A 25,986-nucleotide genomic window follows, 5' to 3' on the forward strand; every position below is an offset into this window, starting at 1 on the left:
AGCTTTTTTCGACTAGCTGATTGATAAATATCTCTAATTATTCAAAAGCACTTTAATGCCTCCATCTATTTTACTTTGATAGGCAGCATCTATAAATTTACAGATGGCTAAAGTTTCTTCTTGTTTAACTGGTATTACGCCTGTTTCGAAAAAGGAAACAATCTGTTTAAGCAAAGGATTGTAACCTTGAAAGCTTCCTAGCTGAACCACCTTATCCTGCATAAATACTGTACCGCCAAAGCCGTCTGCTCCTTTTCTAATTCCTCTCAACGTCCCTACCTTTCCATTAGCCCATTCACCTGTATAGATATCGAAATCTTCAAAGTGCTGTGTTTGCACACTTAAACATTCTGGTCCAAGCAGCGTAAACAGCATCTCAACTCCATGTATACCGTACCAATACAAATCTTTGTGCGAAGGCTCGGTGTAAGCAGGCGAATAGACATCAGCACCCAAAACCGTTTTCTTGTCTATTTCTCCAATACCAGAAATATATCTCAGCGAACTGGTTGAAAATATTGGAGTTTTGTACTTGTCAGACAATTCAAATATCTTCAAAGCATCCTCGTAGCTGTTTGCAATAGGTTTATCAATAAACAAAGGCTTTTTGGCTTTAAGTATGATTTCTGCTTGTTCCAGATGTTTATTGCCATCGTTGGTTTCCAACAACACTAAATCTACTTTTTTAAGCAATTTTTCCAGGCTGGATACAACCTCTACACCCAGCTTTTTAATATCTTCAGTAAACTTTGGGATACGCTGTGCATTTAACGGAATGCCTGGACTTCCCATTGGATAAGCTGCAACTACTTGATAACCTTTGTAGCCGTCATTTTCGATATTTGCATTTAATTCTTTGGTAAAAGCAATGGCATGGGAAGAGTCCAATCCAACTATTCCAATGCGTTTTTTTTGTGTTGATTGAGCTAAACTCTCTGAACCGTAAACCATGGAAGCTAAACTTAAAGTTCCAGCGGAAACTACAAACTTTCTTCTATCCATTCGCTTCCTCCAAAAAATCAAGACAACCAACAGTCATTGCTTGCATCGCAGTTAAAAAAGCCTGTTCATCTAAATCGAACTTGGCGTTATGAAGTCCATATTGCACTCGTTGCTGCTCATTTTTTATCCCTACTAAAAAGAAAACAGAAGGATATTTATGCGAATAATAGGCAAAATCTTCTGCTGCCATCCATTGCGGTACGTCTTCTAAATGTGCAGCGCCAAAGTGATTAATAATAGAAGACTTGAAATACTTGCTCAAAGCATCATCGTTTATGAGCATTGGATAGCCATGTTTAATTTCCAGTTCTGCTGTTGCACCTAACATTTTTACAGTACCGTAAACAATTTCTTCAAAGTGCTTTAATGCTTGTTTGCGCCATTCCTCATCCATGGTTCTAAAAGTACCTTCTAGCCAAACATGGTCTGGAATTACATTGGCAGCGCCATTCCCTATAATCTTACCAAAAGTTAGCACACTTGGCATTAGCGGATTTGCCTTTCTACTCACCACTTGTTGTAAGCTAGTCAGCAATTGTGCAGCAACCATAATGGTATCTACTGCCCTATTTGGCTCAGCAGCATGGCCACCACTTCCGTTTATTTTTAAATAGAACTCATCTGCCGAAGCCATGAAACGACCAGCACAAAGTCCAATCTGTCCAGTATCTAAGCGTGGACTAACATGTAGCCCAAAGACCGCCGAGATTGTACCGCCCAATTTCTCTAAAATTCCAGATGCGATTACCGCCTTTGCACCGCCAGGAACTCTTTCTTCTGCAGGTTGAAACAAAAGCAATACCTTTCCCGAAAATGTATGTGTTAACTGTTGAAGTATTCTTGCTACGCCCAACAAGTTCGCAGTGTGAAAATCGTGTCCACAGGCATGCATTAAACCTTCTTTTTGAGAAACAAATGAAGTTTCATTTTCCTCTTTAATGGGCAATGCATCAATATCAGCTCTTAAAACAATGGTTTTTCCATTGGGCGATTTTGCTCCTTCAATTACGCCAACAACTCCGGTATTTGCAACCTCCTCGTAGGGAATTGCCAATTTTTCAAGTTGAGTTTTGATGAATTTAGAGGTTTCATATTCTTGAAAAGACAATTCGGGATTTTGATGTAAATGTCTTCTATAAACTATAACATCTTCATGCACCGCTTTTGATAATTGAATAATTTCTTGAGAAACCTCGCCCATAATTGCTAAAAATATCTAACGTAAAAGTACAATACTGCAGCCGTAATAATTGCCCACCACAAAGTTGGATTTTTTAATCCTTTATAAGATGGAGATTGATTAGCTAACGCACCACCACCTTTTCCATAATTGATGACCAAGTTATCTAATTCTAGACCTTCTTTTGGTTTAAACAACAAACTTACTACAGCACAAACTACCATACAAGTCCAAAACACAATTCCGGTACGGTTAAAGAACGGCATATCTGGGAAAGAAAACTCCATAATTAAAGATAACGGAATGGTTAAAAGTCCTGCTGCCAAAGCGCCTTGAGATTTTGTCTTTTTCCAGAAAACACCCATCAAAAACATGGTAGCGATACCTGGCGTAAACAAACCATATAAGTTCATTAAATAAAGAAATATTGGCTTTTCGGAATAACTTAATAGCAACACAGCACTACAAATCCCGAAAAAGATAATCGCTACGCCAGACCTTTTGCCGAAACGGATGGCTTGTTCATCTGTAGCATTTTTATTGATATACTCGCTATAAACATCTACCGTTAAAATGGTGGTACAAGAGTTAATAGCTCCGGAAATATGCGACATGATTGCAGAAATCAACCCCGCCATTACCAAACCTATCAATCCGCTTGGCAATAAGGTTTTAACTAAGGTTGAGAAAAGCAAATCGGGCTGTTCTAAAGCTGGCAAAAATGCTGGTGCCACCAAAGCAGGAATGGTGATAATTAGCGGCACAAAAAACTTTAGATAATCGCCGAAGATTACACCCATACGTCCATGCCATTCGTTTTTTGCAGCCAAAACACGTTGTACAATAAACTGGTTTGTAGCGCAGTAAAATACACTGATACACAACAAACCACCTAAATACATCGTCCATGGAAAATCTGGGTCACTGGCTGGATAGAACATCTTCCAATCTTTCGAAGATTCTACAATAGCCCCAAAACCACCAGCTTTATCAATAGTGGCGAAAGTAAGCACCAAACCTCCCAGTACTAATATCACCAATTGTACCATTTCAGTCCATATTACTGCTTTTAACCCACCTAAAACAGTATACAAGCCCGTTAACAAAGCCATGCCGATGATGCTATAGAAAATTGGGATATCGAAAAGAGCGTGAAGCGTTAAACCACCTAAATAAAGTACCGCACCAATCTCTACGAAGATGTAAGTAAATAAAATCAGCACGGCATATAATACACGGGTAGAAGTTCCGAAACGCTTCTCCAAATATTCGGGAACGGTGTAAAATCCATTTCTGATATAGAAAGGAAGGAAAATCCACAACAAAGCATTGAAACCAATCAGTATTGCGCCCCATTCTAAAGTAATAGCTACGAAGCCTCTATCGTAAGCTGCACCCATTGCGCCAACTAAGTGGTGACTACTGATATTGGCAGCGATGATACTTCCTCCAATCATCCACCAAGGTAATTTATCTCCCGCTAGGAAATAATCTCTTTTTGACTTGGAACTTTGCTTGGAAGCATACAATCCCAACGCAACTATACCTATGATATAAATGGCAAAAATTGCGATATCAATTATTTCAAGTTTCATTTCAGGTTGTTTGGTTTTAGGTTTTGGTTGTTTTACGAGGTTGTTGTTAGCTGTTCTATTTTTGCAATTATTTCAGCAATCAGCAGTTCTAATCCGCCTTTTTCGAAAGGCGTTTGCCATACCGCATAAATGTCTTTTCCATACAAATCTTGTGGCGGCAAATAACCTAAATAGCCATTGGCGATGTTTATAAAAGCGATAGACCTATCTTTAAAATGTGCTCTAATTAGCTCTTGCCCTATAGCATAAACTTCGTTGGCTTGCGCTACCACAAATGCATCGCCAAATTGCCAAATCCATACTGGCAATACCGCATGAGTTTGGTTACCGATAGATTTGCGGGTGTTTAATTTTCGCCACAAACGGTCTTTCATTACCCTATCTTCGCAAGCATTAAACTCTTGCTCAATTTTTTCGATACTGTCTAACTGTTTGTAAGGAATACTTACTTCAAATTTTATTTGCCTAAAAACCTGGCTAGGAACAATCTCTTTTTCGGCATAAATAGCCAAAGGCGCACCAGACTGCAAGGCGTGGTCAAAAGTCCATTTTTTGCCAACAGGCGATGTATTTTCTAGAGTAGCCAAAATAGCATAACCCAATTTTCTACCATTGGCATCTACTACTTCTGGCTCTTTAACGTATTGTTTTTGGGGTGCCAAATCTCCGGATGCTCCTTGCAAAAACACAGTCGGCACGTTTAGTTTTTCAGCAATCAGTTCACGCATTGCTCCCACATAATCTGGAGAAATGAGCGTATTTTCGTGAGCAAACGTAGTTGGATGACAAGCGTAGTTGCAAATTATCGCTTTCAGTTCTCCATCAGTATTACTTAATCTTCCAACTAAAAGTGTTTGGTCAGCATTTGCAGATGGGTCGTAACCTATCAAATATTCTCCACCGAAGTTCAAATCTCTTTTAGTGGCCAAATCACAACAGCCGTGCTCCCAAGACAAAAAGCCGTCTACTAGATTTCCTTTTGCTTTATTGATGCTCTCGATGGCTGTTTTCTTCAAAAACTCCAGATATGGAATGATATGTTCGCCGCCATTTTGGTCTTTATCGTTAGAACAAATGCTTGGCCCAGCATGGGTGTGTGACAGACAAAACAACAACTGCTCTTCTTTCAATCCACATGCTTTGATGATTGCAGTTCTTAAATTGCGTTCATCATCATTGTTTTTCCACCAACCTAAATCGGCAGCTATAATTGCACCTAAAGTCCCGTCATCACTTTGTGTAACTAAACACGATAAGAATAATGGCTTATGTACACCCGAAGCCACATCAAACTTAGCAGCGCCCCAATTTCTCGAATAAATTCCTTTCGGAGGCGTAATATCTGCCTCAATAATTTGAAATTTTAACGAAGTAACTGAGTTTGGTGATACAGTAGCCATATTAATTGCGATAGATTAAGGTCTAAGCAGCGATAATCCGCCATCCATTAAAAAAGTAGAACCTGTGACGTGCTGGCATTGGCTTGAGTTTAGCCACAACACTTGTGCAGCTACCTCATCGGCTTCCATAATTTTGCCTAAAGGCACTTTAGTTTGTGAAATAGATTTCTGCTCTGGCAATTCGCTCCACACGGTTTTACTTAAGCCTGCATTTACATAACCAGGTGCTATTTCATTAACTCTGATGCCATTTGCAGCATACTCTAGCGCCATGGTTTGGTTAATCATACGCACAGCGGATTTGGAAACACTATAAGCTGGTAAATTTTGATGAACCGCATGTGCAGCCCAACTTCCCAAGAATAGAATGCTTCCCTTAACTTGCTTTTGCAACATACTTTTCGCAGCGAAATTGGCAAAATAGAAAGCACCATCTACGTTTACACGCATTTCTGTAGACCATTCTTCCGGACTTAAAGTTTTAAAATCTTTGATAGTTACTCTAGCAGCGTTAGAAATGCAGTGGTCTATGTGACCATATTTAGCTTCAACTTCGTTGATAAAAATTTCTACCTCCTTATAATCAGAAACGTTTAGACATTTGTATTCAAAATTACCATTGTAATCTTTTAACAAAAGCAGTTTATCTCCCGCTTTATCAAAAGGCACAATATCGCTTAACACCACAATAGCCTTTGCTTTTAAATAAGCAGTGGCTATGGCCAAACCAATATCGCCCAATGCGCCACTAATAATAACTACCTTATCTTTCAATTCCTGCATATTTTGTGATTACCAGTCGCCTACGCTACCATCTTTATAAAATGTTCTCTGCAAAACTTCTTGCTGAAAAGGATGCTTTTTAACCTCCTCTTCGTTAATCTCGATACCCAAGCCTGGTCGGCCATTAGGCAATACAAGCCTGCCCTCTTTCTGAACAGTAAAACCTTCAGAAACCACATCTTCTCTCCACTCTACATCTTTATGTACACTTTCACAGATGATGTAAGAAGGCGTAGCAAAACCTAATTCAATTGAAGCAGCCGTACTTACTGGCCCTTGTGGGTTGTGCGGAGCGATAGAAACACGATAAGCTTCGGCCAAAGCACCAATTTTACGGGCTTCGCTTAAACCGCCACAGTGGGTAATATCTGGCTGAATTACACTTACAGCACGTTTTTCTAACAATTCTCTAAAAGCATGCACACCTACCAAACGCTCACCAGAAGCAATTGGCGTTTGCACCGCACGCTGAATTAAAGCAATGTCTTCCATGGTTTCTGGCCAGCAAGGTTCTTCAAAAAAGTACAAGCCATAAGGTTCCAGAGCTTTGGCGAACAGCATCCCCATTCTAGGGCTAGGACGGGCATGGCAATCTACCATAATGTCGATATCATCGCCAACAGCATCTCTCATGGCTGCTACACAAGCTTCTGCATATTTAACGGGCCGCAAACCTTCCAACGGCATTGTTTCTGGCACCGCCATAGATTTGAACGCTGTAAAACCTTCCTCCACTGCAGCTTGAGCCAATTCGCCAAAACGTTTAGCATCTCCAGGAGCAGTTTCGTAAAAATCTTCCATTTTACCGCCACCTAAATGACAGTATAAGCGAATATGGTCTCTTACCCTGCCTCCCCAAAGTTCGTGGCAAGGTACATTATGAATTTTGCCTACAATATCCCAAAGGGCGATATCGATACCGCTGATAGCTGTACCACGCACAATGCCGTTACCATGCCAAAAATGCTGGCGGTACATCATTTGCCACAGGTACTCAACTCTTCTAGGGTCTTCGCCTATCAATAATTGAGAAATATCTTCGATAGCACCAACGACACTTTTGGTATGCCACTCTAAGGTAGCTTCACCCCAACCCCATAAACCTGGTTGGTCGGTCACTACTTTAACAAAAATCCAATTCCTCATACGTGCATTACACACATAAGTTTCAATTGCAGTAATCTTCATTTCTCAGTTATATTTGTTTTAAAACCTGTGCTGTTACCTCTAAAGTTTGCTCAATATCTTCCATGGTATGCGCAAAAGAAATACTTCCTTGCTTAATAGGCGCAGGAAAATTGTATACACCTTTTTTAATCAGTTCTTTACGATAACGAGCATCGAAATCAAAGTCATGATTTACCAAAACATCATGAAAGTTTACTGGCTCGTGGTCCATAAAATATACGCAAAATGCGGAACCTTGCCTTGCAACGTATACCGGTCTGTCTAATTTAGAAAATATTTCCTGATAACCTTTCTCTAAAGCGGAACCTAATTTCTCTACGTGTTCATATACCTTATGCACAGGCGATTTTAATTTTTCTAAAGTTGCAATAGCCGCGGCGGTTGTTAACGGAAAAGCATTGTAAGTTCCGGCTATCAAAACTCTGTTTTCCTTATCAGGATGAACGAAATAGTCCATGTATTTTTTCTTACCGGCAATTACACCTAGCGGATAACCGTTTGCGACTGCCTTACCAAATGTAGATAAGTCTGGAGTTACCCCACAAATAGATTGATAGCCACCCAACGCATGTCTGAAGCCAGTTTTTACTTCATCAAAAATTAGCAAGCAACCGTTTTTATCAGATAGTTCACGTAAACCTTCTAAATAACCAGCTTGTGGTTTAACGATACCAATATTTTGTAAAAGCGGCTCTAATAAAATACATGCCACTTCGTATTTTTCTAAAACATAGTTGATGCTGTCCAAATCGTTGTAGTTGACTACGTGCACTAAGTCGCTATGCGCTTTTGGTACCCCTGCACTTAACGAATCAAATGGATATTCTCCAGGACTAACGTAACCACCAACATCTTCTAACCTACTGATTACATTACAAGCCACATCATTATGCCAGCCGTTATAACCACCTTGCATTACAATGATATGGTCACGCTTAGTTACCGCTCTTGCAATTCTGATAGCGTGATAAGTAGCTTCCGAACCTGTAGTAGTAATTTGTATACTTTCTGCACTCGGTACACTTTCGCAAAACATTTTAGCGAAGGCACCTTCTAGCAATGTAGGGCCAGCGCCCATTAGTACTTGGCTTTCCGAAAGCGTACGCTTCACCGCGTCATTAATATCTTGATCGTTATGCCCGAAGAAAGAAGCTGCAAAGCCAGCCTGATAATCGATATATTCTTTCCCATCAGCATCCACCACCCGACTACCTTGCCCTTTTACAAAACAAATATTAGGTTCCGTCTTTCTATTTAAAGAAACAACCCCTCCAGGTATCCACTGCTCATTGTTCTGCAAAATGGCTGCAGATTTTAAATTCTCTTGCATAAAACGTTATTCGTTGTTATTAATATTTGACTATTTTTAAAAGAACACAATTAAAAACATGTATCCCATAAATGATTATTATTGTATACTAAATTACAATTTTTATGTATACATTTAAATAAAAAGATATTTTTTTTCTATGTCGATAATTTTAGATGATTTAAAGTTTCCCGAAGGCCCTTGTTTTGATAGCATAGGCAATATTTGGTTGGTAGAGAAAGACGCTGGAAATCTGGTATTTATTAGTGATAACGACTGTAAAAGATTTAATGTAGGTGGCGCACCTAACGGAATAGCTATTGACGAAAATGATTTGGTTTGGTTTTGCGATTCGAAGCAGAACAGTATTAGAACCTTTGATCCCATTTCTCAAACCACCAGCACAATAGTTAATGAATATAAAAATAGCGCACTAAAAATGCCTAACGATTTAGCTTTTGATCGAAGCGGGAATTTATTATTTACTTGCCCTGGTGATAGCTTAGAAGATAGCACAGGATATATCTGCTGCTTAAGTGCTGATAAAAAACTATCAAAAATTTTTGAAGGAATGTATTATCCTAACGGATTGGTGCTAAACCAAGAACAAACTCAATTATTTGTTGCCGAAACTGGGACACAGAAAATATGGAAATTTGAATGGAATACTGATACGAAGCAGCTTAGCAACAAGACATTATTCGCAGAAACTGGAGGCTCAATTGGGCCCGATGGAATTGCTTTTGATGAAGATGGCAATTTATATGTAGCGGTTTACGGATCTGGGAAAGTGAAAGTTTGGGACAAAAATGGCGTATTGAAGGAAGAAATTAGCTCTTCAGGCAACAACCCAACCAACTGCGCTTTAGATCCTTCTGGCAAAAAAGGATTGATAATAACGGAAGCTGAAAACGGAATATTGGTTCAGCTCCAGACAAAAAAAAGAGGGATCATTTAACGATCCCTCTTTCATATTTTTAAATTGATTATCAAAAACTTACAATCTAAATTAGATAATTAAGCTTGAGTTTCACTGGTAACTTATTGAAAATTAACATGTAAAACTGATGCTGAAATAAATTCAGCATGATGGAGCGTTTGACGGACAAAGTGTTAAACCAATTCTACAAGCTCTAATGCTTCCTGCTCTCCCCGGTAAAGATGCCTTACCAATGAAGAATGCGAAAGTTCCCAATTATCTGTAGCTAGACCTTTCACTATTTCTCGGTGTTCCCTGTCTGTGTCCTGATAGTCTTCCATTTGATCCATCACAGCACCTAATCTCATGTGAAACAAAGGGATATTGCTGTTTTTATACATAGAAATCAATCGATCATTGCCAGAACTTTCGATCATTTTTTCATGAAATTTCACATCAGCCTCACAAGCGCCACCGTAATAACCCTTTTCCACCATTTCCGAAAAGTCGTTGCAAATGAGTTCCAGCTCCCTTACCACCTCCTTATCTTTTTTCGCAAAAAGTATTTTTAAAGCACCAACTTCTAATATTTCTCTGATCTCACGTATCTCTTTAACATCGGCGATGGTCATACTTTTAACGAAACAACCACCTTTACCACCAAATTCTACTAAGCTCTCACCAGCTAATCGCATAAAAGCCTCTCTTACAGCAACCCTGCTCACCGACATTTTTTCGGCCCAAAAATTCTCTACTAAACGAGATCCTCCAGCCAATTGGCTCGAAAGAATTTTCTTTCTCACCTCCAAATATACCTTATAGGCTAACGAATCTTCCTTCATTCTGCATACATTTATAACCAAAAATAAGAATACAATTCAATATCTACAATCCTAGTAGTTAATTCACTCTTTTAGGACGTAAAACGTAAGATCCAGCTTCTGCATTCCAAGAAACTGAATTTTGATCTTTTAACACATTCTTATCTATTGTTTTCTTATTACTTATGTTTTCGATATTCCAAAACCCTGCGTTCAATCCTAAACAAATTACCTCGTAAGGTTTATCATTAGGCACATTTATTTTAATTTCCTCTTTTAGATAAACATTCGGCTTAGCTAAAACGATTATTTTATCCGCTAGTTTAAATGTAAAATAGTGATCTTTCTCTGCAATTTCAACTGGAAGTTCCTTCGCCCCCTTTTCTGTCATTTGGAATATGGCAGCAAACTCTGATAATTTTTCTTCTTGTTTAGGGCTTACCATAATTCTAGTTCCCTTAGCTTCTGGCCAAACCGATTTAACAGTGTACAGATCTTCAAACACTTTTGTACTAGAATCGCCAGACAATATATTTACAACACGCTCTGCCAACTTTGGCTTAAACATATTTACGTAGGTGACGGCCTCTTTCCCTTCCAATTCATTTGTTAGTGCAAATTTACCATCAATAAGCGCAGGCTTTTCCAAAGAATTGATTTGCCAATACTTTTTCATCCCAGCTTCTTTAGAAACTACATGATCTAAAAGTATCATTACCGCCGGCACATCATCTCTTTTCAAATTGAGAAAGAGCATACTCTTGGTATAAGCTTCTACTTTTTCTGAATAGGCATTCGTAATATCAACATTAAAATAACTAAATGAAGGCTTTAAACGATCTGCTCCTACAGCCGAAGAACGTACGAAACCAGTTTGAAACCAAGCATCATTCAATACTTCATTTACATTTCTTGGAAAACGCTGGCTAAACCTTGTGCCACCATCATTAGTTTTTGTTCTAAAAAGCAATGGCTCTTTTGGATCTCGAACCAACATCATACTGTGAGATACCGACCGTTTGTTGTAGTTGAAATCGTAAGGAGAACCGTAAGACAGGTACAATCCTAAATCGCCAACCTGAATACCTCGGTGATAAATCTGTAAAGCACCAGCATCTGCATGTTGATGGTTGCCAAAATGAAAACCACCGCCTTTAAGCTCAACTACCACATCGCCACTGTTCCTCTTTTCGTCCCAGCCAGTTCTTGCTACCATACTATTGAGCACAGGTCCAAAATCTTTTGTTAGAGGAAGTTGTTTTAAATCGAAATCTGGTTTAAGCCCTGGATCATCTAACAATAAAAACAATACTGGGTTATCTTTTAGTCCGCCTTGCTTAACAAACTCGCCCTTAATAATTCTGTTGCCAGAATAAGCGTAGCAAAGCAACATTGTCTGCGGATTTTTCCAGTAGAAATTTTCGCTTTTGCCGTATTTTACATTAAACATATCGCCATCGCGAAGCATTTTGCCATCTGGCGTACGCATATACACCCAATATTCGGGTAGATTTTTAATATTATCATCAAATACTGGATAACCCAACATACGGTAATACAACCAAGCCGCATGCATTTCCCAGCCAAACCTATACCCTCCATAATCAATCCCTTGGTTGTGTCTCGGCGATTGATATTCGAACTTTCGCAAAGGTACCAGCTGATCTAAAATCCAATAGGAAGTGTATTTGTAAGGAAGTGGGTCTTCATCGTAAATAGCAATACTCATCGATAGGTAATCACGACAAATTTGGGCTTCATTACCATGTCCGTTCACCACGCTTTCGATACCGTGAAAAGGTGGCCAGCCCATCTCCATATCTGTAGCTAAACGCATCAAATCTTTTCGCAATTGTGCTCTACTCTCAGTATTCATGAGTGGATAACACCAATCGTAAACTAACGAAGCAGTATACATTGCACGCCCTACTTCACGGGTAATATCGCCATAAGAAACATTACCAAATTCTAATACAGAAAGATAATTTAACGCCAACTGCACAGCTTCCTGGCCTACTTTTTTATCCTCTGTCATTAAATAATAGAATGCTTTTGTTTCTATTATCTTTTCCAGCTCCTCGTTGTGAAAAATCTCTTTATCCTTATTAAAAACGAATTGATACGGTGCTTTTGCTGTAGCCGTTACCGCATTCCAAGCCGCTGTATGAGCTGTGTCCTGGAGCCTTTTTCTGACTATAGGTAATGTTTCTTGGTTTACCCACAATCTTGGTCGACCCTTCGGCGGAACAATTTTTGGCACATAGCTTTCTGCATCTGCAGGAGGCACTGGAGCCACGTAAGGTTTTATGGACAATCGTTTAAGCACCAAATTAGCAGGCAACCACACTTTTAAATTTTGGTTTTTAGATTTAAAATCGAACTTGCCCAACTCTTGCAAACCACCTTTATATACATCATAAACGATACGAAAAGTTGGCCTATCGTTTCCATTTCTAAACCTTGCTTTCAACGTTAATTTCCCTGTTTGATCTTCTTTTTTCAATTTCTCCAGATCAACTGGAACTGTTTCAGCTTCCAAAATGTACAAACCAGATTTAGGAACTTGGACCGTCCATTCCAAATCTGGAATAGCAACAGTTTCCAAATCTCTATTAATTGCATCAACATAAAAGGCACTTTGCCCGTTAAATGATGTTTTAACAACCTGATTATTCACCCTAGCTTTTTTATTTTCGAGCAGTTGGCTTTTTATTTCACCATGCTGCTGTTGGGCAGAAACAACCTGAAACGCAAATAAACTGCAAAGGAAAGCCATTGCGAGCTTTCCTTTATTTGCAGTTCTAACCAAATATAATTTGAACATAGTTACCTAACTGTCAACCTTTTAATACTTAACCTCATTTCCTTGGTCGTATTGTTTACACTATTTACGTAAATATAAGCATTGTACTTTCCATCTGCGGTTTGCACCCAAATACCACCTTCTGCTCTCATGTTAATTGCAAAATCTGGAGCATCGGTAAAATCCTTAGATCTTAAATCCACATCATCCACAAAAACACCAAATTGTAATCTTGCTAATTGCTGATCACGTACTGTGAAGGCTTTTACAATTTTTGTTTTGTTTTTTAAAGCTGTAGGCATGGTAAACGTTGGCAAGTAAACCGGATCTGCCGTTGGCGCTACCAATGAGTGCAAATACGTTACGTTAGTTGGCGCCCTATAAAGGTAAACCAAATCTATCTTATCTGGATTTGCAGTTGCAAAAGTTGCATTGTACATCTTCATATCTGCAATAGATAGGTAAAAATCTGTACCGTCTTTAGCTACTAAATCTAAAGCCATATCCATGTTTCTTATTTCATGTGGCCCAGATTGGTAAGAGATTGTTTCGCCATTACTAGATTTTGCAGTGAACGTAAAGCTGATGTTTTTTCCACGAGCTTCTTCCGGAATTTTATAGAAATAACGCAGTGTTGCTGCAGAAAAATCGCCAGTGTAAGTTACCTGCGTAGTTTTTCCTGTAGTTACAGATGGATCACCAACAGCAGTACCTACATCAACCCCAGAATTATTAGTATTATAAAACCTATGGTCTAGATAAGTTCCAGTTGCACCAGCAATACTCGCTTCTACAGTCATAGATGTTAACTTACCTTTTTCTGGCAAGATACCCGCAGCATAGGCAAATTCGATAGTTCCACCTACAATATTTGGCCCCAAAGACCTCTTGATTAAATCGTTCTGCAACTTATCTGATGCAGTTGGAATGGCGTATTCCTTGTCTTTACATGCGCCCAAGCATAAAGCAAGCAGCACTAAAGACATCAATATTTTAAAATTTATCTTTTTCATTTTGCTTCGCTTATTGTTTTACAGTTAAATAAACTTTATAAGTTTTTCTCACTTTGCGGTTACCAGAAACTACCGTCCACTCTTTGGGTTTAGATAGATCAGAGAAGTCTACCTTCCCAACAATTTTTGGATCTAGAACGGCATCAATCACCAAACTAAACTGAGGATACAGGTTTTTCAAATCTGTACCATAAAATACCTCCACATTGATAGTTTGCGCTGTGGTGTCGATAGTTGCCGCTTTTGTTCTTACAGTTTGAAAATCAGCACCCAAGAGTTCAAAGGCACTTACATAACAATCTGACCTGTTTGTGATCAATAGCCCGTCATCATCCATTGGAAAATCTTTTTTACAAGCAGCTATTACAAACAGCACCAGTATTAATTGAAATATGAATATTTTTTTCATGTCTTTTATAATTTAAAGATTATCTCCAAGGTTTGTTTTGCGTAAGATTGTTGTTTCTTACTCTTTCGGCTTCAGGTATCTGATAAATGTAGCAACGTTGGTAAACTAGCTCATCAGCGTTGAAGAAGAAACGTTCCCAGTTAGCTCCCCAGCTATCTTGAAACCATTTTCCAGCACCATACGGAGCACCAAAAACTGATTCAATCTTTCTCCATCTTCTTAAATCAAAGGCTCTTTGACCTTCGCCAAACAGTTCTACTATTCTCTCTTGTTCTATCGCATCGAAGAAAGCAGCAGCCGAAGAGGTTTTTGAAGCTGCCAAAGCAGGCAACTTACCTCTAGCTCTAACTCTGTTTACCAAAGCAATAGCTGCTGGTTGCGGTCCGCTTACTTCGTTAGTAGCTTCTGCATACATCAAGAAAACATCGGCCAAACGCATTAAAGGCCAATTGTAATCGCCAGAACTCCTGTTTTGACCACCATAGTTACGCACAAACTTTCTAGATTGCAAACCCGAAAGATTGGTTGTATTATCATTAAACGCAGGATAACTTACCCCATCGATAGTGATGTTGCCACTCCAAGTTTTATAGCGAAATGCCACAAAACCGGTAGTTTCTGTTGTACCAATCCCCATAATCTTTTCATTGTCCCACAACAAAGTAGCTTTCATTCTATAATCTCTGTCTTTATAAGAATCAGGATTAACCGAAGAGTTCGGAGTTGTACGTGCTACGTTTCCAACTGCAGGAACCGTTGGGTTCATTTGTATCATTTTAGGTAAAAAATCACCTGTAATGGTAGATTGATACCTATCTGCCAATTCATATCTAGGGATAGCCTGATTTTGTGACAGACCTACAGATACACCTGTCCAAACCCTCATGTATTCTTCACTTTGTCCAGTTGCATTACCGCCGTGAGTGAGTACCATCAACATTTCACCATCGGCATTTGGATTACCCGTAGAAGGGATAAACATGTAGTAATAATTTGGCAATACATCGGCCTTGCCCATTTCGCCCCATTCGCCTGGCGCACCACCTCTAAATAAGTTTAAACCAAACTCAGTAATCACTCTGTTGAAATCTGCGGCAGCACCTTCAAATGCAGTTCTAGCTTCGGTAGCAGATTGCTGGAAGCCTTCCAATTCTGGCCAGCCATTCTTTTTCCATGAACCCCAAAACAATTGCAACTTACCTCTAAAAGCTAAAGCAGCAGGTTTACCAGCTCTACCAATAGCAGCTCCTCTATTTGGCAACTTCTCTGCTGCATAGGTAAAATCTGCATAAATAGAGTCTTTCACTTTCGTGATGGGCGATCTTGAAATGGTATCTACCTCAATTGGTGCATTAACGATCTTGTAGATATACGGTACATCGCCCCACAAAGAAATTAGGCGGAAATAAGCTATGCCTCTCAGTAAACGAGCTTCGCCAATAATTGCCTCTAAGTTTTGTTTCGATGCTGCTGTTTTTGCATTAGGCAACAACTTTGCTCTTACATTTTCAATTACATAATTAGAGGTATTGATAGAACCATACAACTCCCTATAAAGCGTGGCAGCTCCGTTACCGTAAGAACTCGGGTTGTTTACCGTCATACTAATTGGAGCCACGCCAGTATTGTACATTTTGAGGAAATCTCCATGTCCATCGAAATGGTAATCCCTATCAAAACATGGTCTGAATTCGTTATAGTTACCCATTAAGCCAGTTACGGCATCTGCCTCGGTAAGCCAAAAAGTATTACTATTCGGAGAAACCGTAGCATTCTGATTTAATAAATCTTTCCGACAGCCACTCATAAAAGCAACCGATAAAATGGAAAGAACTATATATATAAATTTCTTATTCATGCGATTATTCATTAAAAGTCAAAGTTTAAACCAAACACAAACGTTTTTGTAATCGGGTACGAATCGTTAGCATAAGTGCTCTTCTCTGGATCTAAACCCTTGAAGCCTGTAAACGTTAACAAGTTATCAGCCGAAACAAAACCTCTTATTTTCTTTACGCCAATTTTTTGAATAACGCTGTTTTTAAAAGTATAGCCCAACTGTATGTTTTTCAACCTTAGGTAAGATAAATCTTGTAACCAAAAAGTACTTACATAATTATTGGTACTTGTTGAACCTAATGCACTAGGAAGTAATCTAGGATATTCCGCACCTCTGTTGTCTAAGTTCCAAGTTTGATTTAACTGTTCGTTGGTAACTGCTTGTGCAGATGTACCCAAGAACGAACTGTTTACCCTGTTCATCCAAAACTCTTTTCTGCCGTAAGACCCTTGTAATAAAATAGCCATATCAAAGCCTTTCCAAGACGCCGAACCTCTTAAAGCGTAGTTAGATGTTGGACGACCCAACTGTTGGTTAGGATAAGCTTTTCTATCATTGGCGTCAATTCTACCATCGCCGTTTAAATCTTTAATTAAGATGTCTCCAGGCGCTGCTCCTTGTGGTGTTGCCTTATAAACATCTTCCCAGGTTTGTGCAATACCAATCGATTCGAAGGCATAAACGAAATTGTAAGGCATGTTTACAAATAATGAACCTCTTTGTAAAGTCTCACTCCAAGACAATAAGGTATTTCTGTTTGTAGAATAGTTTAAATTAACCATGTATCGGAAATCACCTTTTTTATCGTTCCATGTTAAATTAGCTTCGAAACCTTGGTTAAGCATATCCCCGATATTTCTTCTTGGGGCAATGTAAACGCCTAACAAATGGGTAGACAAATCTGATGACCTGTTCATGCCTATGGTTTTTCTATCGTAATAATCTAACTCTACCAAGAGTTTATTATTCAGCATAGACACATCAAAACCTACGTTAAAAATGTTCGTTTTTTCCCAAGTAAGGGCATAGTTGATGAATTTCTTATTAGTTAAACCAACCACGGCAGCGCCATCTAGGAAATAATGACCAGCAGTAAGCAATTCCTGCTGCTCGTATCTTCCAACACCATAGTTGTTACCCAAGCTACCATAAGAAACCCTAAATTTTGCAGAGTTAATTTTGATCTTCTCTAAAAACGGTTTAATAAATTCTTCTTCCGATAAACGCCATCCAAAAGCTCCAGCCGGGAAATAACCATACCTATCGCCTGGCAAAAATTTAGATGAACCATCCGTTCTGAATGTACCTTCCAAAATATATCTGTCTTTGAAAGTATAGCCCAAACGTCCAATGTAAGACCTCAAGCCTTCCATTTCAGAACTACCACCAGTGGTTTGAACATCATTTAAGGCTCCATCTATTTCAAAAATGTTTGGATTTAAACGTGTACCTCTACTAGCAGCAAGATATCTGTCTTTCCAGAACTCTTCACTATAAATTACTTTTGCTGAAAATACGTGTGATTTACCAAAGGTTTTATCGTAACCTAAACTAGCATTTAACTGCGTTTTAAAATTCTCGCGATCTGTATTGTAGATCGGCTCGTTATTACCTACATAAATTCTAGGCCCCCACGCATCAGCTTGAAAATTATAAGCTTGCGTAGGCATATCAGCTCTCCAATCGAACCTATTATTATAACTAAGTGAATAATTTATGTTTGCAGTAAGTCCTGAAATCGGTTTCCACTCTAAATACCCATTCAAATTGGCTTGCTTTTGGTCCATATTGTTTCTGTTTCTAACCATGTAATCTGCGTACATATTAGAAGCTTGAGAACTTTCGTTGTAGGCCATAGCTCCACCGTAATATCCAGTAATTGGATCAAAAGGCAAGATACCTGCTGGCGCTGAGAATAAATCTAAACCACTAGCGCCGTTTGCGGTCATGCCCTCAGTATAATTAAACTTAAACTGTGACCAGTTACCAGCAAACCTAACACCAGAGCTTAATTTTTCTGCTATCTTGGTATCCATGTTAAACGCCAAGTTGTAGCGCTTAAAGTTATTTTCGATCTGTATACCTCGCTCATCTAAAGCACCTACAGATAAATAGTAATTACTATGATCGCCTCCTCCGTTAATAGAAACATTATAATTCTGCGCTAAACCATCTCTCAAAACCACATCCCACCAGTTGGTGCTCGGATATCTTTTAGGATCGATCATGCTTAAAGCCAACCATTGATCAATTGTACCATTTTTAAAGTTAAAAGCGTTCGGCAATGTAGTAGCCGATTGTGCAACCTGTGTTGCAGTTAGTGCTTTTGCGTAATTACTTACAAAATCTACGTTTGCCGTTGGACTAACCAATGATAAGCTATTATTAAAACTAATGCTTGGTTTAGTATTGCGCTTACCAGATTTTGTAGTAATTAAAATCACACCATTTGCTGCTCTAGAGCCATAAACGGCAGCAGCCGAAGCATCTTTTAGTACAGAAACACTTTCAATATCGTTTACGTTTACCCTATTCATATTTACATCGGGCATGCCATCAACAATTACCAATGGCCCGGCATTGTTTACCGTTCCCAAACCTCTAATTAAAAGTTCTGCCGCATTGTTACCGGCCATACCCGAACTTTGAGTAACGGCTAAACCTGGCAATAAACCTTGTAATGCCGACGACGCATTTGAAAGCCCCCTACTACTTATGGTCTCGTCAAATTTGGCAGAAGCAACGGCTCCAACGATATTTGCTTTTTTCTGCTCACCATAGCCTACTACCACTACTTCATTTAACTTACTGGTTTCGGCCTTCATTACAACAGATGCTGCGTCTTTAGGAGCCAGTTCCATCGGCGCAAAACCGATTAGCCTAAATTGTATCCTATCTGTTTCAGATGCAGTAATTTGAAACTTACCATCACCATCGGTTACTGCAACGGCAGATGTTTTAAGATTACGCACCTCTACTCCCGGCAACGGCATTCCTTCCTCATCTTTAACAAAACCGACGACAGTTCTTTGAAACAAGACGTTTGTAGTAGCAAAATTCGCATCGAGAGAGGCGAGCTTGTCAACTTCATAAGAATTGGCACTATCATTATTACCGGCCTGGCTCATACCCGGATAGATAGCGCAAAGCAATAAAAGATACCGAGATTTCAGTATTCCTTTCGCTTTCAGAAATTTACACTTCATAGCACTTAGGTTATATAGTTCGTTAGGTTGTTTAAGTATAAAATTGTATACATTATAATACACTAATTGAATACTTTTACATGAAAGTAGAAATGATTTTTGATAAAACAAAATTTTATATCAAAAAAATAATCCAAATGAATTAAAAATTGTATACAATTTTAATCTTTTTTTGTATATATTATTATTTGTGATTAACTTTAATCCACTGAACAACCAAGCTATAAACCAATGAGGCAACTCCTTATTATATATATATTACTAATCACCTTTTCGTGTAAGCGAAACGAAGAACATATTTTAAGCACAGTAGTGCTCGAAAATTCGAAGCTTGCACTTTCATCGGTAGCAGACAGCTTAGATGTGCCTTGGGATCTTCAATACGACAAAGCCAACAATTACATTATTTTTTCAGAAATCAAAGGGAACATCAAAAAACTCGATTTAAACAAAGGCAGTGTTCAATTAATAAAAACCATCCCCAACGTTTTTCAACAAAGAACTACTGGACTACTAGGCATGGCCTTATATCAGCCACAAAAAGGTGAACAGTATTTATTTTTATCACATACTTCAAAAAACGAAGACAAAATCTATTCTAATTTATATAGGTATATATATAAGGATGGCTCGATAGAAAACCCGAAACTGCTTTTACAGATACCGGGCAACACTGGTCACAATGGATCGAGGATAATTATTGGTAACGATAAGAAGATCTACTGGGCTACTGGCGATGCTGCGATAGATGCAAATGCTCAGGATATCACGAAATTGAACGGAAAAATTCTAAGGATTAATTTAGATGGAAGCACCCCCGACGATAACCCGATACCTAGAAGTTATGTATACGCTTGGGGATTCCGTAACATGCAGGGGCTTACTCAAGGCGAAAATAGTTTGATTTATACTTCTGAGCACGGTGATGCTGTAGAAGATGAAATAAACCTAGTGCAGCCCTTACATAATTATGGCTGGCCTTTAATAGAAGGAAAAAATCCTCCAAAAAAAGAGACAGACAGCATGAAGGCAGTTTCATTTACCACCCCCATTCACTCATGGACACCAGTAATTGCACCTGCAGGTCTGGCTTACTATGGTAACACCAAAATACCAGAATGGAACAAAAGCCTTATCCTAACTACGTTAAAAAGTCAATCGCTTCGCATCTTAAAACTTTCGGAAGACGGAAGAACTATTATTGGCGAACATACGCTGTTTAAAGATTACCTAGGTCGGCTACGCTCTGTATTAGTTTTACCTAACGGAGATGTTTATTTCTGCTCGAGCAATAGAGACTGGAACCCACAAAAAGGATTTCCGAAACCAACAGACGACAGAATTTACAAGCTTAGCCGTACCGAAAAAGAGGTTGGCGAAATTATAAGAGCCGTTAAAACAACAACTAGCCCAGTAGATGAGGTATCTGGCAAAACCCTTTACGAAGCTTATTGCGCATCGTGCCATAAGGCAGACGGAAAAGGAATAACCGGAACTTTCCCTTCTCTAGAAAAATCGGCTACGGTAAATGGCGATTTTAAAACCTTGTCGCAAATCATTTTAAACGGACTAAAAGACAAAACTATAAACGGTGTAAAATATGATGCGCCAATGCCGGCATTCAATTTCTTGAAAGACGAAGAAGCTACGGCAATCATCAACTATATCAGAACTAATTTCAAGAACCAAGCTTCAACCATTACCACCAACCAACTCAAACAAACTAAATAAACCATGGAAACCACAGCCAAAAGTAATAACAGCTTTTTAAGAAAAACCCTTTCCGTTCTTGGGCCAGGAATTATTACAGCTTCGCTAATTTTTGGACCAAGCAAAATGACTATTACTTCCAAAATGGGAGCCGATTATGGTTTTAGCTTGCTATGGGTAATTGTTGTAGCCATTTTCTTCATGATGATTTACTCGAAGATGTCGGCAAGAATTGGTTTAGCTTCTGATGACACCATCCTTACCTTAATTAGAAAGAAATATGGTAAAATCACCTCAGTAATTATCGGTTTAGGTATTTTCTTGGTTGCCGTTTCCTTTCAATCTGGAAATTCTACAGGTGTATCTTTATCGGCTTCGGAAGCTACTGGCACCAACCCTAAAATCTGGATTGTAGTTTTCAATTTAATAGGTATTTCGCTTTTATTTTTCAGATCGTTTTACAGCATATTCGAGAAGCTGATGATTGCGCTAATTATCTTAAAGCTATTTTCTTTCTTGACTACCGCCATCATGGTTCCACCGCCATTGGAAGCATTTGCAAAAGGCTTTATCCCAAGTATTCCAGATGGTTCTATTGGATTAGTAATTGCTTTCACAGCCTCTTGCTTTTCCATTGTGGGTGCACTTTATCAAGCTTATTTGGTACAAAACAGTAAAAAACTTTCTGGTGGACCTAGCGCAAAAGACACTTTAAGAGGTAGTCAAACTGGAACTTTACTTTTAGGCGTGATGAGCATGGCAGTATTAGTTTGCGCAGCCAATACTTTATATCCGCAGCATATTCAAGTTAGCTCTGCTGCCGAAATGGGCAAAGCCCTAGAACCATTGCTTGGCCCAAGTGCTAAAGCAATCTTCTTCATAGGGTTATTTGGAGCCTCATTTTCTTCGTTAATTGGCAATGCAGTTTTAGGTGGTTCACTATTGGGCGACACTTTTAAATACGGAAACGATTTGAACCACCGTATGGTAAAAATCTTCATCTCTTTAGTAATGATTTTCGGAGCTGCCATTGCACTATGCTACGGAAAAGCACCGCTAGAATTGATTGTATTAGCACAAAGCATTACCATTTTCCTTGTCCCATTTATAGCTGTTGTCATGTTTTCAATCGCTAACGACAAAGAAATTATGAAAGAGCATGTTAACAAACCTATTACCAAAGTTTGGGGTGCACTGGGTCTACTCTTATTGATAGGCTTAGCCATCAGCAACCTGATCACTTTATTAAAATAACAACAAATGAAACTGAATTTAAAAGAATTTGAAGCACAACTTTTAGCGCCATCACAAGCGTTGATTGACGATATCAAAAAGATAGATGGCGACATTATGTTTTTGGGAATTGGCGGAAAGATGGGTCCAAGCATGGCTGTACTTACAATGAGAGCCTTAAAAGCAGCCGGAATTGAGAAAAATGTATTTGGCGTATCAAGGTTTTCTTCTGGCGGATTGAGAGAGGAGCTAGAAAACGAAGGTATCCAAACCATTGCCTGCGATTTACTGAATGAAGAAGATTTGAAAAAACTTCCGCAAGTACCCAACATTATTTACCTAGCGGGACATAAATTTGGAACCACCGGCAACGAAGATTTTACTTGGGCAATGAATGCTTATTTGCCAGGATTAGTTTCATCGCACTTCAAAAACTCTAAAATTGTTGCTTTTTCTTCTGGAAATGTATTGCCTTTTGTGAACCTTAAAGAAGGCGGCGTATCCGAAGAGCAATCTCCAGAACCAATTGGCGAATACGCACAGTCTTGCTTAGGAAGAGAAAGAATTTTCGAGTATTTCTCTAAAAAGAACAACACACCCATGCTAATTTACAGACTTAACTACGCAGTCGATTTTAGATATGGTGTATTGATAGAAATTGCCAAAGCGGTAAACGCAGAAAGACCTGTAGACCTTACTACACAAAACGTAAACGTAATTTGGCAGGGCGATGCGAATGAAATCGCCATTAGGTCTTTATTGCATTGTAGCTCGCCCGCTAAGATGTTAAATGTCACTGGTCCTGAAATTTTATCTACCAAATGGATTGCAGAACAGTTCGGCTTATTACTGAATAAAACACCGCAGTTTACAGGTTCAGGTGCCGATACTGCTTTACTAAATAATGCATCAGAATGCCACAGACTGTTTGGCTACCCAAAAACTACCATTAGAGAAGCCATTGAGCATACCGCAAATTGGATTTTAAACGGCGGAGAACTTTGGAATAAGGACACGCACTTTCAAGAGAGAGGAGGAAAATTTTAATGAACAAATTATCACAACAACTAAAAGCTCATTTAATGCAGGGAACGGTGATACCCGCCCATCCATTAGCATTAAATGAAGACCGAACCTTAGACGAACGCCACCAGCGGTTATTGACCCAATATTACATGAGTTCGGGAGCTGGAGGTATTGCTATTGCCGTACACTCTACACAGTTCGAGATTAGAGACGCAGAAGTAAATTTATTTGAAAAGGTAATTGAATTGGCTAGCGAAGAAATTGCAAAAGCAAACTTAAACAGACCTTTCCTTAAAGTTTGCGGCATTTGCGGCCCAACTGAACAAGCGGTTAATGAAGCTAAACTGGCAGTAAAACATGGCTACCACATGGGTTTATTAAGTATGGGCGGCTTACAAAACTGGACAGAAGAAGACATTTTAGACCGGGTTCGCCAGGTAGCGCAAGTAATTCCGGTCTTCGGGTTCTACCTACAACCATCGGTTGGTGGTAGAATTTTCTCTTACGATTTTTGGTCGAAGTTTGTAGAGATTGAAAATGTTGAAGCCATTAAATGCGCCTCTTTCAACAGATATCAAACTTTGGATGTGATGCGAGCTCTAGCTAATTCCAGCAGAAGAAACGAAGTAGCCATGTACACAGGTAACGACGACAATATCGTGAACGATTTGCTAAGCACTTACCGTTTTCCTACCGCAGATGGACAAACCGAAATTGCTTTTAGAGGCGGACTTTTAGGCCATTGGGCAGTTTGGACAAAGAAAGCGGTAGAATTGCTAGAAAAAATTAAACAGCATAAACTTAAACCCAATGCAGCAGTGGCTGATGAATTACTGAGCCACAACATTGTGGTAACAGACAGCAATGCTGCTTTATTTGACCCTTCGCATGATTTTCATGGCTGTATTTCTGGTATCCACGAAGTATTGCGCAGACAGGGTTTATTAAAAGGAATTTGGTGTATTAGTCCAAAAGAAAGTCTTTCTGAAGGGCAAAGTGAAGAGATTGACCGCATCTACCGAGATTACCCACAACTACATGATGATGAATTTGTAAAAGCGTTCTTAAAGGAAAAATCTAACCCAAGTTAAAACCTAGTTTGCTAGCAAACACAACCTAAACACTAACAAAATGAACAGAAGAAATCTTTTAAAAACTTTAACGCTAAGCCTAGGAGCAACTGTAATAACTTCAGATCTTTTAGCTAAGGTTGATAAAAATACTTATCGCTATAAAATCAAAGAAAATCCATTACACAAACCCATTAAAAAGGCAGTTACAGCAATTACTTTAGGTGCAGGAAACAGAGGAATGGTATATGGCACCTACGCCGAAAATTTCCCTAACGATATGAAAATAGTGGGCGTTGCAGAACCTATCGCTTTTAGAAACGACAGGTATGCAAAAATCCATTCCATCCCTCAAGAAAACAGATTTAATACTTGGGAAGATGTTTTTAAACGCCCAAAATTTGCAGATGCGATTGTAATTTCTACGCCAGACAACATGCACTACGAACCTTGCATGAAAGCTTTGGAGTTAGGTTACGATATCCTTTTAGAAAAACCCATTGCACCAACTGAAAAAGAATGTAGAGATATTTTGGCTTTGGCTAAAAAGAAAAACCGCATTGTAGCCGTTTGTCACGTATTGAGGTATGCACCTTACTTCATCAAAATGAAAGAATTGATAGAAAAAGGCGCTATTGGAGAAGTGGTAAGCGTGCAACATTTCGAACCAATTGAGCATATCCATATGTCGCACTCTTACGTTCGCGGAAACTGGCATAATTCCAAAGAGACCACCCCTATCATCTTAGCAAAATCTTGCCACGATTTGGATATCATTAAATGGGTAATCAACAAGCCAAGCAGAAAAATAGTTGCCATGGGCGATTTAAAGTGGTTCCGCAAAGAAAATGCACCTACAAATAGCAGCGACAGATGTGTTACATGTAGCGTAGAAAGGGATTGTGCTTATTCCGCAGTAAAGGAATATGCGGATAGACAAACTCACTTCTTGTCTGTTTTAGACGTACCTGATAATATCCCAAACAAGAGAGAACACATTTTAGAGAAATTAAAGACCAGCAATTACGGTCGTTGCGTTTACCGTATGGATAATGACCAACCAGACCATTATGTAACTAGCATTCAGTTTGCAGATAGCGTAACAGCCAGTTTCTCGATGGAAGCCTTTACTTCTTACCATGGCAGACGTACAAGAATAATGGGCTCTATGGGAGATTTGGTTGGAGATATGAAAGAATTAGTTCACAATGATTTCAGAACTAGGAAAGAAACTAAGTTTATACCAGAAGCACAAGATGTAAAAGGTTACGAAGACCACGGTCACGGTGGTGGCGACTGGCTATTGACAAGAGATTTTGTAAATGCCGTTAGTCAGCAAAACCCAAAACTTTTAACCTCAACCATTGAAGATTCTATTGAAAGTCATTTAATGGGCTTTATGGCCGAAGAAAGCCGAAAGAAAGGTAAGATCATGGATATTAAGGTTTAACATTTGATAAAAACCCCTTAGCTAAGAAG

At 38.9% G+C, this 25,986-nt stretch carries 19 protein-coding genes; 6 read left to right on the forward strand and 13 right to left on the reverse strand.

What is annotated here, in order from left to right:
• Positions 1-33 precede the first annotated feature (33 nt).
• The 7 genes from REI64_RS13315 to REI64_RS13345 are packed head-to-tail and all read right to left on the reverse strand — an operon-like array spanning position 34 to position 8,478.
• Complete coding sequence (locus REI64_RS13315; RefSeq protein WP_308850625.1) at positions 34-1,002, reverse strand: Gfo/Idh/MocA family oxidoreductase; 969 nt, start codon at positions 1,000-1,002, stop codon at positions 34-36.
• On the reverse strand, positions 995-2,203 hold the full coding sequence (locus REI64_RS13320; protein ID WP_308850626.1) for an amidohydrolase: 1,209 nt from the start codon (positions 2,201-2,203) through the stop codon (positions 995-997). The genes REI64_RS13315 and REI64_RS13320 overlap by 8 nt, the downstream gene beginning before the upstream one ends.
• Positions 2,204-2,208: 5 nt before the next feature.
• Positions 2,209-3,777, reverse strand: coding sequence for a sodium/solute symporter (locus REI64_RS13325; RefSeq protein ID WP_308850627.1), 1,569 nt, complete (start codon positions 3,775-3,777; stop codon positions 2,209-2,211).
• 32 nt (positions 3,778-3,809) lie between these two features.
• Positions 3,810-5,177 carry a hypothetical protein gene (locus tag REI64_RS13330; RefSeq protein ID WP_308850628.1) on the reverse strand — a complete coding sequence of 456 codons (1,368 nt, stop codon included), beginning with the start codon at positions 5,175-5,177 and terminating at the stop codon, positions 3,810-3,812.
• A gap of 15 nt (positions 5,178-5,192) precedes the next feature.
• A complete protein-coding gene (locus tag REI64_RS13335) occupies positions 5,193-5,960 on the reverse strand; it encodes an SDR family oxidoreductase (protein ID WP_308850629.1) in 768 nt (255 codons plus the stop codon).
• A 9-nt stretch (positions 5,961-5,969) separates the two neighbouring features.
• Positions 5,970-7,148: a galactonate dehydratase gene (gene dgoD / locus REI64_RS13340; RefSeq protein ID WP_308850630.1), complete on the reverse strand. Its 1,179-nt coding sequence runs from the start codon at positions 7,146-7,148 to the stop codon at positions 5,970-5,972.
• A 7-nt stretch (positions 7,149-7,155) separates the two neighbouring features.
• Positions 7,156-8,478 (reverse strand): aspartate aminotransferase family protein, encoded by a 1,323-nt coding sequence (locus REI64_RS13345; protein WP_308850631.1) that lies wholly within the window; start codon positions 8,476-8,478, stop codon positions 7,156-7,158.
• A gap of 139 nt (positions 8,479-8,617) precedes the next feature.
• Here REI64_RS13345 and REI64_RS13350 point away from each other — a divergent pair, with 139 nt between their 5' ends.
• Positions 8,618-9,415, forward strand: a complete 798-nt coding sequence (locus tag REI64_RS13350; protein ID WP_308850632.1) for an SMP-30/gluconolactonase/LRE family protein — start codon at positions 8,618-8,620, stop codon at positions 9,413-9,415.
• 155 nt (positions 9,416-9,570) lie between these two features.
• Here REI64_RS13350 and REI64_RS13355 read toward each other — a convergent pair whose 3' ends face one another.
• The 6 genes from REI64_RS13355 to REI64_RS13380 are packed head-to-tail and all read right to left on the reverse strand — an operon-like array spanning position 9,571 to position 19,468.
• On the reverse strand, positions 9,571-10,218 hold the full coding sequence (locus REI64_RS13355) for a GntR family transcriptional regulator (RefSeq protein WP_308850633.1): 648 nt from the start codon (positions 10,216-10,218) through the stop codon (positions 9,571-9,573).
• Between the two features lie 58 nt (positions 10,219-10,276).
• Positions 10,277-13,021 carry a hypothetical protein gene (locus REI64_RS13360; RefSeq protein WP_308850634.1) on the reverse strand — a complete coding sequence of 915 codons (2,745 nt, stop codon included), beginning with the start codon at positions 13,019-13,021 and terminating at the stop codon, positions 10,277-10,279.
• Positions 13,022-13,023: 2 nt separating this feature from the next.
• Entirely contained in the window at positions 13,024-14,013 is a 990-nt protein-coding gene (locus REI64_RS13365; protein ID WP_308850635.1) for a DUF4466 family protein, read from the reverse strand.
• Between the two features lie 10 nt (positions 14,014-14,023).
• Complete coding sequence (locus tag REI64_RS13370; RefSeq protein ID WP_308850636.1) at positions 14,024-14,422, reverse strand: hypothetical protein; 399 nt, start codon at positions 14,420-14,422, stop codon at positions 14,024-14,026.
• A gap of 19 nt (positions 14,423-14,441) precedes the next feature.
• Positions 14,442-16,280, reverse strand: coding sequence for a RagB/SusD family nutrient uptake outer membrane protein (locus REI64_RS13375; RefSeq protein ID WP_308850637.1), 1,839 nt, complete (start codon positions 16,278-16,280; stop codon positions 14,442-14,444).
• A gap of 11 nt (positions 16,281-16,291) precedes the next feature.
• Positions 16,292-19,468, reverse strand: a complete 3,177-nt coding sequence (locus REI64_RS13380) for a TonB-dependent receptor (RefSeq protein WP_308850638.1) — start codon at positions 19,466-19,468, stop codon at positions 16,292-16,294.
• Positions 19,469-19,699: 231 nt separating this feature from the next.
• On the opposite strand from REI64_RS13380, the gene REI64_RS13385 reads away from it, so the two are divergent.
• The 5 genes from REI64_RS13385 to REI64_RS13405 are packed head-to-tail and all read left to right on the forward strand — an operon-like array spanning position 19,700 to position 25,957.
• Positions 19,700-21,199, forward strand: a complete 1,500-nt coding sequence (locus tag REI64_RS13385) for a PQQ-dependent sugar dehydrogenase (RefSeq protein ID WP_308850639.1) — start codon at positions 19,700-19,702, stop codon at positions 21,197-21,199.
• A gap of 3 nt (positions 21,200-21,202) precedes the next feature.
• Positions 21,203-22,432, forward strand: a complete 1,230-nt coding sequence (locus REI64_RS13390) for an Nramp family divalent metal transporter (protein WP_308850640.1) — start codon at positions 21,203-21,205, stop codon at positions 22,430-22,432.
• A 6-nt stretch (positions 22,433-22,438) separates the two neighbouring features.
• Entirely contained in the window at positions 22,439-23,458 is a 1,020-nt protein-coding gene (locus tag REI64_RS13395; RefSeq protein WP_308850641.1) for an epimerase, read from the forward strand.
• Entirely contained in the window at positions 23,458-24,528 is a 1,071-nt protein-coding gene (locus tag REI64_RS13400) for a dihydrodipicolinate synthase family protein (RefSeq protein WP_308850642.1), read from the forward strand. The genes REI64_RS13395 and REI64_RS13400 overlap by 1 nt, the downstream gene beginning before the upstream one ends.
• Before the next feature lie 40 nt (positions 24,529-24,568).
• Complete coding sequence (locus REI64_RS13405; RefSeq protein WP_308850643.1) at positions 24,569-25,957, forward strand: Gfo/Idh/MocA family oxidoreductase; 1,389 nt, start codon at positions 24,569-24,571, stop codon at positions 25,955-25,957.
• Positions 25,958-25,986 lie beyond the last annotated feature (29 nt).

Source organism: Pedobacter sp., from assembly GCF_031119335.1.
Taxonomy (GTDB): domain Bacteria; phylum Bacteroidota; class Bacteroidia; order Sphingobacteriales; family Sphingobacteriaceae; genus Pedobacter.